Below are 13238 nucleotides of genomic sequence, written 5' to 3' on the forward strand. Positions count from 1 at the left end.
AGAGGAGTGAACTACTTCTTTGAATCCATTCAAATAAAATTTATTTAATTCTATAATGGTAGAAACATGACCATAAAGCCTATTAAAATAAAGAAAATAGCAAATGGAATAAGCAAATAGCCCATAACGTCACGTGCCTGAAGTTTGATGCCAATACCCATGACCGGAAGCACAATAAGGAGGAAAAAAGGTTGTAATAAATTGGTTAAAGTTTCTCCGTAGGCCACCGCAAGGGATGCTCTTGATACCATTTCAATAACCTCTTGTGGTGGTAATCCGGCACCTATTTCTTTTACAGCATTGATGATACTTGGACCAATAACGGCAAATTCACCACCTGCGGATGGAATGGCAAAATTTATAATCGCTCCGCTCAGAAACGCGAATAGTGGATAGGTATGCACAGTGGCCACAGAAGCTATCCAGGCACCGATGGATTCCCCTAATCCTGTGTAGATCATTATACCCATTATACCGGCATAGAACGGGTATTGGAATAGAATTCCTGAAATATTAGAACTGGATCGTTTCATCGCGATACCATAGCGCATGGGCGTTTTATGAAGTATTAGGCCCAGAATGATAAAAATAAAAATCATGATGTTAAGATTCAGATCAAAACCACCGGTTAAAAAGTGAAATACAATATAAATGAGCCCCATAAGGACAATGCCGTATTGGAGCAGGGAACTATTATTTAAACGGTCGGAAACAGCATTTTCCTTAAGATTCATGCTTTCTGCCTCATCTTCTATAGAGTATTCTTTTTTATGATCCTTATCAATTAACAGGTCTGAAAGTTCAGGGCCTTTTTTAGGTGCAAATAGGGGGAAAATAATTACGGAACCTACGATCATCACAATAAATACCAGAATATTTAAAATTGAACCCAAGGTGATCTCGGTTGAAATAGTATTTGATAAAATACCAGCCTCAATGAGATAGTTATTTTGAGTATTCAATAATAAAGGAATAGTGCTTGATAAACCGCAAACCCAGATAACTCCCGAGAAATACACACAAGCGATAAGAAAGGGATAATTAACACCTTTAACGCGAGGCGCTAATTCACGAGCCAGAACAGCTGTGATTACCATCCAGCCCCAACTTACCATACTTAAAAGCATACCCACAATAAGTATAAAAATATAAACTTGTCGTGGTGTTGAAATGTATCGGCTTAGTTTGTAAAACAACTTTTTAACATGAGATGATAGCGCAATTGAATATCCTGTTACTAGCATAAGGACCATTTGCATACCAAATTCCAATAAGAGCCAAAAACCCTTATACCAGGCTACAATAGTATCAATAAAAGTAGTGTTGGTAAAAAGAAGAGCGCTTGTAAAGGTGATTACCGTTAATGCCAATGCGAATACAAAAGCATCAGGCATATATTTCTTAAAAAGTTGGGTTATATGTTCCCCAAAACCAGTTATGGTCATTTTTGGTCAGTTTAGTTAATACCAATATTTGGGTGGTTAAATTGCTACTGATCGCGTTGGGGATACCACTAAATTAATGAAAAATTAAAACTTTTATAAGACTCCAAATTCTGGGTATGTTTATGCTTCATTTAAAATATTAATTTTTAAAACCTATTTTTCTATTTCCTAATTTTGATCAATAAATTCTATTATGTAAGTTTTGATTTTTTCGTATTGCGTCTGGATTAACCAGTGCCCGGCTTCTAACTCCACAAACTGATAGTCATTTTTCATAAATTGAGGGGTGCCATCAACACCAGCCTTACCAAGTGCTATATCTTTATTACCCCAAATGAAGAGGGTTGGGACATCAATTTCTCCAAGTATTTGGCCCTTTTTAGCACTTTTTAAAAGTTTATAATTTGCTCGGTAATAGTTAAGGGCTGCGGTAAGCTGGTTTCGGTTTCTGAAAACCTTCAAATAATACGTTGTTTCTTCCTTTGAATGGTATTTCCATAGGCGCTTAAAAAGTTTCAGGTCATTTTTCATAATTCGCATTTCGGGTAAGAATGGAAGTTGAAAGTCTTTAATATACTGACTCATTTTCTTTTGCTCAGGATCGGTGGTCATTGCCTTTCCGAAGGATTGCATATGAGGTACAGAGAGTGCCGTCCAACTTAAAATTTTATCCGGATAATGATAAACAACATTCCAGCCGATAACCGCACCCCAGTCGTGCCCCACGAGGTGAAATTGAGATTTGTTCAAAGCCTTAGCAAAACCTAGAACATCGGCAACCAGAGAATCAATCCTGTAATGCTTTTTACCTTTAGGGCAGGCGCCTCCACTATAACCTCTTTGATTCGGTGCCACACAGTAATAGCCCTTTTGGGCAAACGCTTTCATTAAAGGTTTCCACATAAAAGCAGTTTCCGGAAAGCCATGTAAAAATAATATCATTGGATCTTTTTTATCACCTGAAGTGTGACAATCGAAAACCAAACCATCTAAATTTATTTTAATTATTGCTTCCATAATCAAGGGTAGGTATTCTTTTTTATTCAGTTCCAACAGGTTGTAAAATTACGCTCGTTACAACAGCGATTACTCAATACTACAAGATAACAAAATTCAAAGGTAAAATTTTAAAAAATGAATCATTTAAAGCCTTTTGTAATATATAATTGAATTGGTATCTTGCTGATAAAACAAATTATTACTTCACGTATTATGACCTTAGATATTCCATATGTTCGTTCGCAATTTCCCGCCTTTAAAGAACCCTCTCTAGAAGGTTGGGCGTTTTTTGAAAATGCTGGTGGATCATATCCGTGCCAACAAACCATACAGCGGTTAACTGATTTTTATATGAAGAATAAGGTGCAGGTGAATTATCCTTATCCGGCTTCTATGAAAGCGGGACAACTTATGGAAGATTCCTATAAGCGTTTTGCAGATTATTTGAATGTTGATGAATCTGAAATTCATTTTGGACCATCAACCACACAAAATATCTACGTTTTAGCCCATGCTATGCGACCGATGTGGGAAGAAGGTGATGAAATTATCGTGTCCTGCCAGGATCATGAAGCTAATGCCGGGGCCTGGCGCAGATTAGGAGATCGCGGGATAAAAGTGATCGAATGGCACGTGAATCAAGATACCGGAATTTTGGATATTAACGAATTGAAATTATTATTTTCCGGGCGTACTAAAATGGTCGCTTTTCCGCATTGCTCTAATGTGATCGGACATATAAACCCTGTTAAAGAAATAAGTGAACTGGCACATCATCATGGAGCGCTATCTATTGTTGACGGTGTTGGTTATGCGCCTCATGGGTTTCCGGACTTAAAGGCTCTAGGAACAGATATTTATTTATTTTCCTTATATAAAACTTTTGGCCCCCATTTAGGTTTAATGTATGTGGATAAGGATCTGATTGGTCGGATGGAAAATCAATCACATTTTTTTAAAGATGGCGTAACGCGAAGTATGCTCACACCTGCTGGTCCCGATCATGCTCAGATTGCCGCAGCTAGTGGGGTGATAGACTATTTTGATGCCATTTACGAACACCATTTTGAAACCCCCGCTATACCCGCTGAAAGGAATCGGGCCGTAAATAAATTATTTCATGATCACGAGCACGAACTATTGACACATTTAATGAATTTCTTAAGGTCTCGAAATGATTTGCATATCGTTGGTCCTGAAAGGGCAGAAGGTCGTGCTCCAATAATTTCAATACTTCCCAAAAACAAATCCTTAGATACATTTTATGAGGCCTTAACTGAACATAAATTAATGTTGGGTAAGGGTCATTTTTATGCTGTAAGGCCACTAAATGATATGGAGGTACCCACGCAGCCGGGCGTGCTTCGGATATCTTTTTTACATTACACCAGTATGGCCGATATTAATCAATTGATAGCGGGATTAAAATCTGCTCTTTAGGTTTATTCTGATTTGTGAACCTCTAATTCGATCTCTATCATAAATTCCGGTAATGCCAGTTCCTTAACGCCTAACCACGTGCCTGTTGGGAAATGTTTGGTGTAAATCTCATTGCGATAAGCGGCCTTTTCAAGAAATAAGGGCATGTTTGTAGTGAATACATTTTCAACAACAACATCGTCAAAAGTACAGTCAAAATGTGCTAAAACCTTTTCCAGATCGGCATAACAATTTTTCATTTGTTGTTCCAGATCTCCAATCGCAGTGGGATTTCCTTCATCATCCATACTTACAGCACCAGAAACTTTGATGTCATTACCTATTTTAACAGCATGTGAATATCCGTAGGCTTTTTCAACCTCTGGCCGGAGCAGAAAATATTCAGGAGTTTCGGCAGGAACTTCAATTTCCTGAGTTATGGTATTTTCAGAGGTGGCCTCTTTTTCTTTACAACTTTGAAGGCTTAATGAAAAAAGGAATAGAGTCAGGATGGTTACCTGTATAAATCGGTGGTTGGTTGGTTTAATCATGTTGTTTTTTGGTTAATTATGAATTAAATACAATTTTATTTTCTTCAATACTAGAAAGCCAAGATGTTTGTAATAAAAATCTTGGCTGTTTCAAGATAGTGATATTATTTGTAAGGTTTTTAAAAATATTTGAAAAGCTTTTAGGCTAAGCCCTTTTCATTAATCACTAAACACGAGATACTGATCGGCTTCTAATTCGAAGGGTTTCTCATTAATCGAGAAGGTCATTCCTGTAAAATAATCGGAATAAGTGCCGTAAGCATCTTTGTTGGTAATTATAACCGATTGATCCTCATCTGAAAAATTAAAAAGCCCAATAACCTTGTTCCCTTTTATTTCGCGAATAAAGCCTACCACATTTTTGTTATCCTCAATAGAGGAGGGAAAGCCACCTGCGTCGCCTGCCCAAAGTGCCGGATTATCCTTTCTCAATTTTACCAAAGATTGGTAAAAAGGCTCCATGCCTTTAGGATCGGTCCAGTTCATGGTATCTTTTTCAAAAAACTTGAGACGCTTTGCCATGCCTACTTCTTGTCCTCCAAGGATCAAAGGGAATCCGTAAGCTGTAAAAACAAATGCAGCAAAGGCCTTATTTTTATCACCAAACCTTTCGAATACGGTACCATTCCATGAATTTAAATCATGGTTGGAGGTGTAGGTCATACGATATGCCGTTCTGCCGTTCTTAAACATGTCCTTATTAATCCAGTCTAAAAGAACATCTGCAGATGCTTCTCCTGCGGCAATTGCGCGCATTTCTACTTCAAGCTCGTCGGCATAGCTGCCATCAAGAATAAAGGTTTCATGACCACATTCGGCAAGCCAGAATAAATCTCGTAAGGGGTCTAACGTCGCTCTGGCTTCTTCCCAAAGGTACAAGGGTATTTTATCACCACAACCATGGTCCAGCCTGAAACCATCTATACCAAGATCGACCCAAAAACGCATCGCCTGAATCATAGCTTGTCGGGTTTCAGGATTTTTGTGATCCAAGAGCGCCGTATCCCACCAAACATCTGTCGGACTCATAGCTTCGTAGGTAATATCTCCATTCTCATCATGGATATAAAACTCCGGATGTTCTTTTATCCATTTATGGTCGCGCCCCGTGTGATTAGGGACCCAATCCAAAATCAAATAAAATCCCATGTCATGAGCCTTTTGTAATAAATGCTTAAAATCTTCTAGAGTTCCAAATTCAGGATTTACATCCGTATAATCTTGAGGAGCATAATAACTTCCTAAGGGCCCTTTTCTGTTTTTTTCACTGATAGGGTGTATGGGCATAAGCCAAAGAACTTTTACACCAAGTTTATGAAGTCTGGGGAGATGTTTTTCAAAAGATTTAAAGGTTCCTTCGGGGGTGTATTGCCTAATATTAACCTCATAAATAGTCGCATCTGCTAGCTTTTCGGGGAAAGTTTTTTCAACCGTTTTGGTTTCAGGTTTTTGTACTTCAGTTTTGTTATTATCCTGACAATTGGTGATAAGGAGAAATGCCAAAATATAAAGCAGTGTAAATTTCATATGATCTCATTTAGTTAGCGTCTCAAAACCTTATAAATCTGTTTTAAATAAAAAATTATTGGTTACAGTTTTCAAGTTTTGAAGAGACTTAAATATAAGATTTTTTTTTAAAAAGACCTGACCCTAAAGGTTTCTTCGATTTAGATAAACTATGATGCCTGTTGTTTTACAAGAATGTATTAAAAAGTTCTTTTTCAAGAGTACAATAGTTCAAAAAAAAGGAAATCTAAGTTCTTTTAGATTTCCTTTCCTATAATTATTTTATCAAATTCATTAATCTTCGCACAATTTAAGACTACTAACGTCTAGATCTGATTTCGAAAATTCAATAGTTCCTTGGTCGTACAAATCACCATTCTCATAATATCGAATTAAAGCTTTAATCACATTACCTGCGTCGGTGAGTGTTATTTTCTCAATATACTCAATATCTTCCGCATCATTCTTGATCGTAATCTCAAAAGTGTCTTTTGAATTTAAGGTGATCACGTCATCATTCTCAAAAGAGTCCAGAAAATATTGGTAACAATCTGTGTCTTTTACCCAGTATTCCAGCGGACGGTTCATATCATTTATAAACCGGTAGTACGTCACTGAATTTTCAAACTTATTCGCCCAGACAGTATTGTCGTTTAAGTTTAAAAAAGTAGTTTCGAAAGGGTTCTCATCATAGACTTGCTGCCTACAATTATAATTTAAAAGACTTAAAATTAATAAGTAAATTAAATTTTTCATGACTGTTAAATTAAATATATTTCGACCGTTGAGGTCAAAATATATTGATGTACGATAAGATACCTTATTTGAAATTTACACTCAATGATTTTCATCAGTTGTTTATAATTAAATGAAATGAGCTTGAGACTATTTTTTACATCGGAATAATGGAAGGTCAATAGGTAACTTTTGCATGTATTATTCTTGAATTGTTAGAACTCCTCGTCATGCAAAAGAGGTATTTGAATCAGCATATCTTTTTTAAAGGTTTTCCACTCTTCAATAAGTTCCTTATATTTTTCGGGATGCAATTTTTTCTGGTCATGAATTTCTGCCAGATCCTGCTTTAAATTATATAGCTTAAAACTATCTTCAACAAAAGGGCGACTTAAGTTTGTTATTTTCCAACTTCCTTTTCGGATCATACTCATATTACTGTGCTCCAGACCAAAAACATAATCTGGTCCGTGTACGTCCTTGGAACTACCAGAAACGAGGGGTACCAAAGAAATTCCTTTAAGTGGATAAATCCCTTTTCCATTGATACTATCGGGGTAACTTGTTTTTGCCAGATCGTAAAAGGTTGGTGCCAAATCCATCACGGTGACAAGGCAATCTTCAATTTTATTCTGTAATGCAACACCGGGGCCAGCCATAATCATTGGGGTGTTAATACCGCCTTCTGTTGTAACTCCCTTAAAATATTTAAAAGGTGCAGAACCAGCCTCTGCCCATTGTGGGCCGTAAGAAATAAATGAATTTGGTTCACCCATATGAGCGTAATCGTCATTAAAATGTTCTTTCAAAAATGGGCTAAAATAGTCATGATAATAGAAATCTTCAGCCGCGGCACCATTATCTGACAGGACCACGATCAATGTGTTTTCAAAGGCGCCAATTGATTTTAAATGTTCTACGAGGCGTCCGATATTAAAATCCAGATTATCCACCATCCCAGCATATAATTCCATCTTTCGGCGTTCCATCATTTTTTGATCTTCCGATAGCGAATCCCATGGTTTAACACGACTGCTATTCGGTGGAAGAACAGCGTCTTCCGGGACTATGCCTGCTTTTTTCAAAGTTTCTAAATTAGCTTTTTTCAAGGCCTCGTAACCAGCATCGAATTTACCTTCATATTTCTTCCAATATTTCTCATCTACTTGCAAGGGCCAATGCGGCGAGGTATAGGCAGCAAATGCAAAAAACGGTTTATTATCATTCTGATTTGAATCGATATATTCAATAAGTTTATCCGTAAAAAAGTCGGTGGAATAATCGCCATTGTTCCAATGGGCAGGTTTACCGTCTTCCGTGTAAGGTGTTTTTGGAAAATCAGAGAACAAGCCTTGATCATCGTAATGATTACCTGCGCCAAGTAAGTTAACAAATGAACGTTCGAAACCTTTTTTAGCAGGATTGGATATCGAGTCGGTACCAAGGTGCCATTTCCCTGCCATATAGGTATGGTAACCAGCCAATTTAAGAACCTCAGGTACCGTTGCAATGCGATTTGTTAGCCGTCCCTCATAGCCTACTGTATTACTCCGATAACCCATAAGCCCCATGCCGGCAATATGGTTGTCGTTTCCGGAAAGCAGCATAGATCGGGTTGGTGCACACAATGGCGAAGTATGAAATCTACTAAAGCGAATGCCTCGAGAAGCCAATTGGTCGATATTAGGAGTTTCAACGAGCCCACCAAAACATCCCAGATCGGCATAGCCAAGATCATCAGCAACAATTAAAAGGATATTAGGCCTAATTTGAATAGACTGATCTTTGGTTTTGTTTGAGCAGGATATTATTGCACCAGTGCAGATGAAAATAAAAGAGGGGTAAAGAAATTTTAAAAATTGAACTCTAAAATTTTTAGCAATAGATTTTGGGGACTTATTGAAATATATAAAAGTCATGCGCTTGGTGGTTTTTAATTTTTAGTACGGCTGATAATGATCTAATTAAATGCTAAAATTAGATTTTAAAAGGTACTATTTTTTTATGAAACCAAGCCGGTTTTAATTTTTGGTATAATACCGAATCAATTAGTCGTCACAGAGTATAAAGTCATCTACTTTTTCTGAGGATTTAATGAAGATAATAGAACCTGATTCATATAAAGTGTCATCTTCGTAATATTCGTAAGCGGCCACCATCGTGTTACCGGAGACAGTTACGGTTATAATGTCGACATATACAATATCCCCATCGTTTTCGGTATATGTAAACTCTATGGTATCATTCAGGTTCTGTGTGATAGCATCATTTTCAAAGAATTCCTCCAATAAATAATAAAAACATTCATTGGCATCGATCCAATACTCTATCGGGTGATTCATATTGTTTACAAATCGAATATAGGTCGTTACGTCATCATCACTGGTGGTCCAAACGGTTCCAGCATATTTCTCTAAAAATGTTTGGGAGGTAGTATTGGTAACCGGATCACTTTTGCTACATGTAAATATTATAAAAATAAAGGGTATGAGGTAAATTGATTTTTTCATGACTACAGGAATTAGCTCTTCCTCAATAACATATTTGTTCTGAGGAATAGGATTTATTCCTGAAAGTATTCATTTAAAATTGTTTACTCAATGATGTAGGTCAGTTGTACATCTTTTTAAATTTAAACTAAAAAACACCTGGTAGTAGTCTTTGTAGAAGAATATTAGTTTTTATCATTGATCTCGATCCAATAACCATCCGGGTCTTGAATGAATGTTTGTCTCACACCATCCGGTCTTGTTTGAATAAACCCTTTATTTGTGCCGCCCAAATTATAATGAAATATACCGTTCTTTTCCAAATGTTGTAAATAAGCGTCCAAATTATTTGAAGAAATGGCAAAGTGATTAAAATTACTTGGGTTAATTTCTACCCCAGGTACTTCACCAACATGAAGTTCTAAATTATTTCCTAATGCGAGGAACATTTGATTTTCAGGAAGGAAATTGGTTTCAATTTCGACTAGTCCTAAAATATCCTTATAAAATTTTTGACTTTCTTTAAAGTTACTAACCACCACTGTGGTATGTTGCAATGTTAAATTGTAGGTTGTTGCTAAAGCTTCTGACGGCATATTGGCGTCACTATTTTGGGCATAGAATTTTGGGAGTATCAAGAAAGCGACCAGAGCAAGGTAAGGGGTCGTGATATTTTTCATTTTAACAATTTAATTAATATTCAAAATAAGAACTTTATTAATTCCAAATATTAATTCAGTGTCTAAGATTGATTAGCTAACTCAATTGATTTTAATCTAATTTAGACACTGAATTTTATTTTGTGAACAATCCTTTTACTTAATCTATTTTTGTGATAGGCGCTACACTGAATGGTTCATTCATGGCAACAAATAGAACACAAGGTTCTTCACTTAGGCATTTTGCTTTATGAGGCTTTTTTGCCGGACCATAGGCATAATGCCCCGATTTTAAAACTACTGGATCTTCACCATCATATTGAACCTCTAATTCTCCTGCAACCAGGATCATGCGTTCGGCTGAATTGTGAATATGTTTTACCGCTACCGTTTTGGGCTCCATTTTAAAAAAGAAATCCAACCGGGGTTCTCCAATATCGCCATGTAGTACTGTTAATGAACATCCCGGGAATGTTTCCGGTGCCGGTAACCACTCTAAATCAGGGTTGTCTGCAGAGGTGCTAAAAGAGTCTTCGGTAATTGAATTGTCATCGCTTTGAGAAAATCCCAAAGGGGAAAGGGCCAATAAAATCATAAAACACATGATTTTTCTCGTAAGGTTGTTGATTAAAAATTTCATAATTAATTGGTTTTTAGAGCTTTAATATAGTGATTAAATAAAAGGTAAACTAGAAAACCTAAACTTATTTTAAATTAAAAACTTAGAAATCATAAGGCCCTATGTGTTTTTTTATGAAGCAACACCTTGAGTAGAATAAAAAAAAGCGCTCGATGAGAGCGCTTTTATGTTTCAATAATAATTTATATTATGCTTCAGGATTTAAAATAGTATCAATCCTTTCCAAAGCATCTTGTAAATGAATACGCGTCATGGTATTCGAAGTTCGGTTTAAACCTGCTCTGATAGAGCGTTCTAGAGTTTTTAATTCAGCTCGTGTAATAGCTCTGATATCAGACTGATTAACATCAACATTAGTTCTTGTTGAATATCTTCTAAAGCGAGACGAAAGCTCCCGTTGTTCTTCAGTCATTAAATAAGACATTCTTTCTAAATAAGCACGTTGAAGATTACGTCGGTATAAATCGATTGATTTTCCTGAATTTAATTCACTCCAAACACCTGAGCGAAGCTCCTGCATCATGTTAAGTAAGCTATAAGCATTTTGCCTATTGATGGTTTCATTTTCGCTCATTCGAGCCATTCTTCCAAAATCAAGTAAATTGTTTAATGTTCTTACTTGATATTCACGAATACGCTCTACATGTCCGGCACTTTCAATTTTGTTGAAAATGTTTTCGTCAATAAGCCAATCCGGCGTTTCAAACAATTGAGTTTGTAAAAATGCCATGGCTTCTTTTTGTTTTTCCTTGTTAACATGCGTGTACACTGCACCTTCCTGATCGTAGGTCTTATAATTCTCATAAACGCCACCAATATTAGCTGTTACATGACCCATGTAACGATTGAATTGTCCTAGAACTTGTTCGTACATGGTTTCTAGATCGTCATAATTTTTACCATCTTCGGCCGTCCAGGAAATTAAATTCGGAACGATTAGCTTAAGATTAGCAATTCCGTAAAGACTAGCTTTCATAGCATCATCACCGAGGTCTTCAGTTTGAGAACTCGGATCGATAACACCGCCGCTTTGTTGTCTTCCAAAACGGTATAATGGATCGCCTGCGTGTTCTAAAATCCAGTCATCCAGAATTTCCTTTTCATCGTCAGCCGTTTTAGCTTCAGGGATGGGTCTGTATCCCCATCTAATAGCATATTTATCATAGACACCAATATTAGGCATTAAAGCCACATCTTTATCACCTGGTTGGGCAACATAATTAAATCGTGCGTAATCCATGATCGAAGGTGCTGTACCAAATTTTTTGGTAAAGGTGGCACTCCGTAAACTATCTACCGGATAAGCCGCCGAACTCCCCATGTTATGTGGTAAGCCTAAAGTATGACCAACCTCATGTGAGGAAACAAAGCGTATTAAGCGCCCCATGATTTCATCTCTAAATTCAACGCGTTGCGCTTCCGGATTGATCGCTGATGTTTGCACAAAGAACCAGTTTCTAAGTAATGTCATAACATTGTGATACCAGTTAATATCACTTTCCAAAATTTCGCCACTTCTTGGGTCACTCACATGTGGACCATTAGCATTGGGAATGGGAGAAGCTAAATAGCGCACCACTGAATAACGGATATCTTCAGGCGACCAGTCGGGATCTTCTTCTTCGGTTGGTGGATCTTTAGCAAGTATCGCATTTTTAAATCCGGCAGCTTCAAAGGCAACTTGCCAATCCTCAATACCCTCTTTAATGTATTTTCGCCATTTCTTTGGTGTCGCTCTGTCTATGTAATACACTATTGGTTTTTTAGGTTCAACCAATTCACCTCGTTTAAATTTTTCGAGATCCTCATCTTTAACCTCCAAGCGCCAACGGTCTAAATACTGGATGGTCTTGCTTTCCTGAGCCTCCAATCCATAATCGGTTTGAGAGGTCGTAAACCAACCAACACGCTGATCGAACATGCGTCTTTTCATAGGTGTTTTAGGTAAAAGAATCATGGAATTACTCATCATTAAGGAAATATTTCCAGTATCAGAATTCGAAGGGGGCTCTCCTGCGGCATATGTTTTTACATGTCTGGATTCAATGTTAAGCGGATAACTTTTAATCGTTTCTATATACGACAGATCGTTTTCCAAACGCGAAACTTTGTAGTTTTTTCGTTGTCTTACGGGGAATCCAAAGGGTTTAACATCCTTGGTAAATAACGGGGTAGCGTCAATAACGGTACTCGTAGAATCTTTGCCAATCGCTTTGATCGGGAAAGTAAATAATACAGGTTCAAAATTGGAGTTTACGACAGCTTCGTGAATGGGTAAGGAGTCTGAAGCAACGACGTTATGAGATACTACGCGGAGCAGCACCATCTTATCCTTTTTTTGCCAACGCAATACCTTTTCGTCTTGTTTACCCCCACCAAAACCAATACCACTGGCAGTTTTAGCAATTCGGGTTACCATCAGCATTTCACGATCGAATAGCGAGTCGGGTATTTCATAGAAATATTCATCATCTATTTTGTGAATGGTGAAAAGTCCGGAGTCCGTCTTTGCATTTTTAGTGATTACCTGGCTAAAGGGCTTGATGCCGTCTTTTCCAGGTTTTTTAATTCCGGCTGTTGGAGTTGCCTTCGAGGCATTTGCCGCTTTTGAGCTATCCGCTTTTTTGGTTGTCGCGCACGATAAGACCAAAAAAAGGAATGCCATGAACATAGATCTTAGGGAAATCTTTTTCAAAACAATTATTTTTTAGAGTTAGTCGATGTGAAATTACGGATTCCTTGTAATCCAAAATACCTTAAATGAGGAATTTAGTATTTATTTAACTTTTTAATGA

Annotated in this window: 11 protein-coding genes; 1 reads left to right on the plus strand and 10 read right to left on the minus strand. The window is 37.1% G+C overall.

Annotated elements, in window-relative coordinates:
* Positions 1-50: 50 nt before the first annotated feature.
* Positions 51-1445, minus strand: coding sequence for a short-chain fatty acid transporter (locus V8G61_RS03600; RefSeq protein ID WP_394874063.1), 1395 nt, complete (start codon positions 1443-1445; stop codon positions 51-53).
* Positions 1446-1613: 168 nt separating this feature from the next.
* Positions 1614-2462 (minus strand): alpha/beta fold hydrolase, encoded by an 849-nt coding sequence (locus tag V8G61_RS03605; protein WP_394874064.1) that lies wholly within the window; start codon positions 2460-2462, stop codon positions 1614-1616.
* A gap of 195 nt (positions 2463-2657) precedes the next feature.
* Between V8G61_RS03605 and V8G61_RS03610 the strand changes: the two genes are divergently transcribed.
* Positions 2658-3884: an aminotransferase class V-fold PLP-dependent enzyme gene (locus tag V8G61_RS03610; RefSeq protein WP_394874065.1), complete on the plus strand. Its 1227-nt coding sequence runs from the start codon at positions 2658-2660 to the stop codon at positions 3882-3884.
* 2 nt (positions 3885-3886) lie between these two features.
* Here V8G61_RS03610 and V8G61_RS03615 read toward each other — a convergent pair whose 3' ends face one another.
* The 8 genes from V8G61_RS03615 to V8G61_RS03650 all read right to left on the minus strand — a co-directional run bounded on the left by V8G61_RS03615 (position 3887) and on the right by V8G61_RS03650 (position 13108).
* Positions 3887-4414, minus strand: a complete 528-nt coding sequence (locus V8G61_RS03615; RefSeq protein ID WP_394874066.1) for a RidA family protein — start codon at positions 4412-4414, stop codon at positions 3887-3889.
* A gap of 159 nt (positions 4415-4573) precedes the next feature.
* Positions 4574-5941: an alpha-amylase family glycosyl hydrolase gene (locus V8G61_RS03620; RefSeq protein WP_394874067.1), complete on the minus strand. Its 1368-nt coding sequence runs from the start codon at positions 5939-5941 to the stop codon at positions 4574-4576.
* Positions 5942-6214: 273 nt separating this feature from the next.
* Positions 6215-6676 carry a hypothetical protein gene (locus tag V8G61_RS03625; protein ID WP_394874068.1) on the minus strand — a complete coding sequence of 154 codons (462 nt, stop codon included), beginning with the start codon at positions 6674-6676 and terminating at the stop codon, positions 6215-6217.
* 194 nt (positions 6677-6870) lie between these two features.
* The gene (locus tag V8G61_RS03630; RefSeq protein ID WP_394874069.1) at positions 6871-8574 is read right to left on the minus strand and encodes an arylsulfatase; all 1704 of its coding nucleotides are present in this window, start codon (positions 8572-8574) and stop codon (positions 6871-6873) included.
* A 129-nt stretch (positions 8575-8703) separates the two neighbouring features.
* Positions 8704-9165, minus strand: a complete 462-nt coding sequence (locus V8G61_RS03635; protein WP_394874070.1) for a hypothetical protein — start codon at positions 9163-9165, stop codon at positions 8704-8706.
* Between the two features lie 164 nt (positions 9166-9329).
* Positions 9330-9824: a VOC family protein gene (locus V8G61_RS03640; RefSeq protein ID WP_394874071.1), complete on the minus strand. Its 495-nt coding sequence runs from the start codon at positions 9822-9824 to the stop codon at positions 9330-9332.
* 139 nt (positions 9825-9963) lie between these two features.
* Complete coding sequence (locus tag V8G61_RS03645; protein ID WP_394874072.1) at positions 9964-10443, minus strand: cupin domain-containing protein; 480 nt, start codon at positions 10441-10443, stop codon at positions 9964-9966.
* Positions 10444-10630: 187 nt separating this feature from the next.
* Positions 10631-13108, minus strand: coding sequence for a zinc-dependent metalloprotease (locus V8G61_RS03650; RefSeq protein ID WP_394874073.1), 2478 nt, complete (start codon positions 13106-13108; stop codon positions 10631-10633).
* Between the last annotated feature and the right edge of the window lie 130 nt (positions 13109-13238).

The organism is Gaetbulibacter sp. M240 (assembly GCF_043876815.1).
Lineage (GTDB): Bacteria > Bacteroidota > Bacteroidia > Flavobacteriales > Flavobacteriaceae > Gaetbulibacter_A.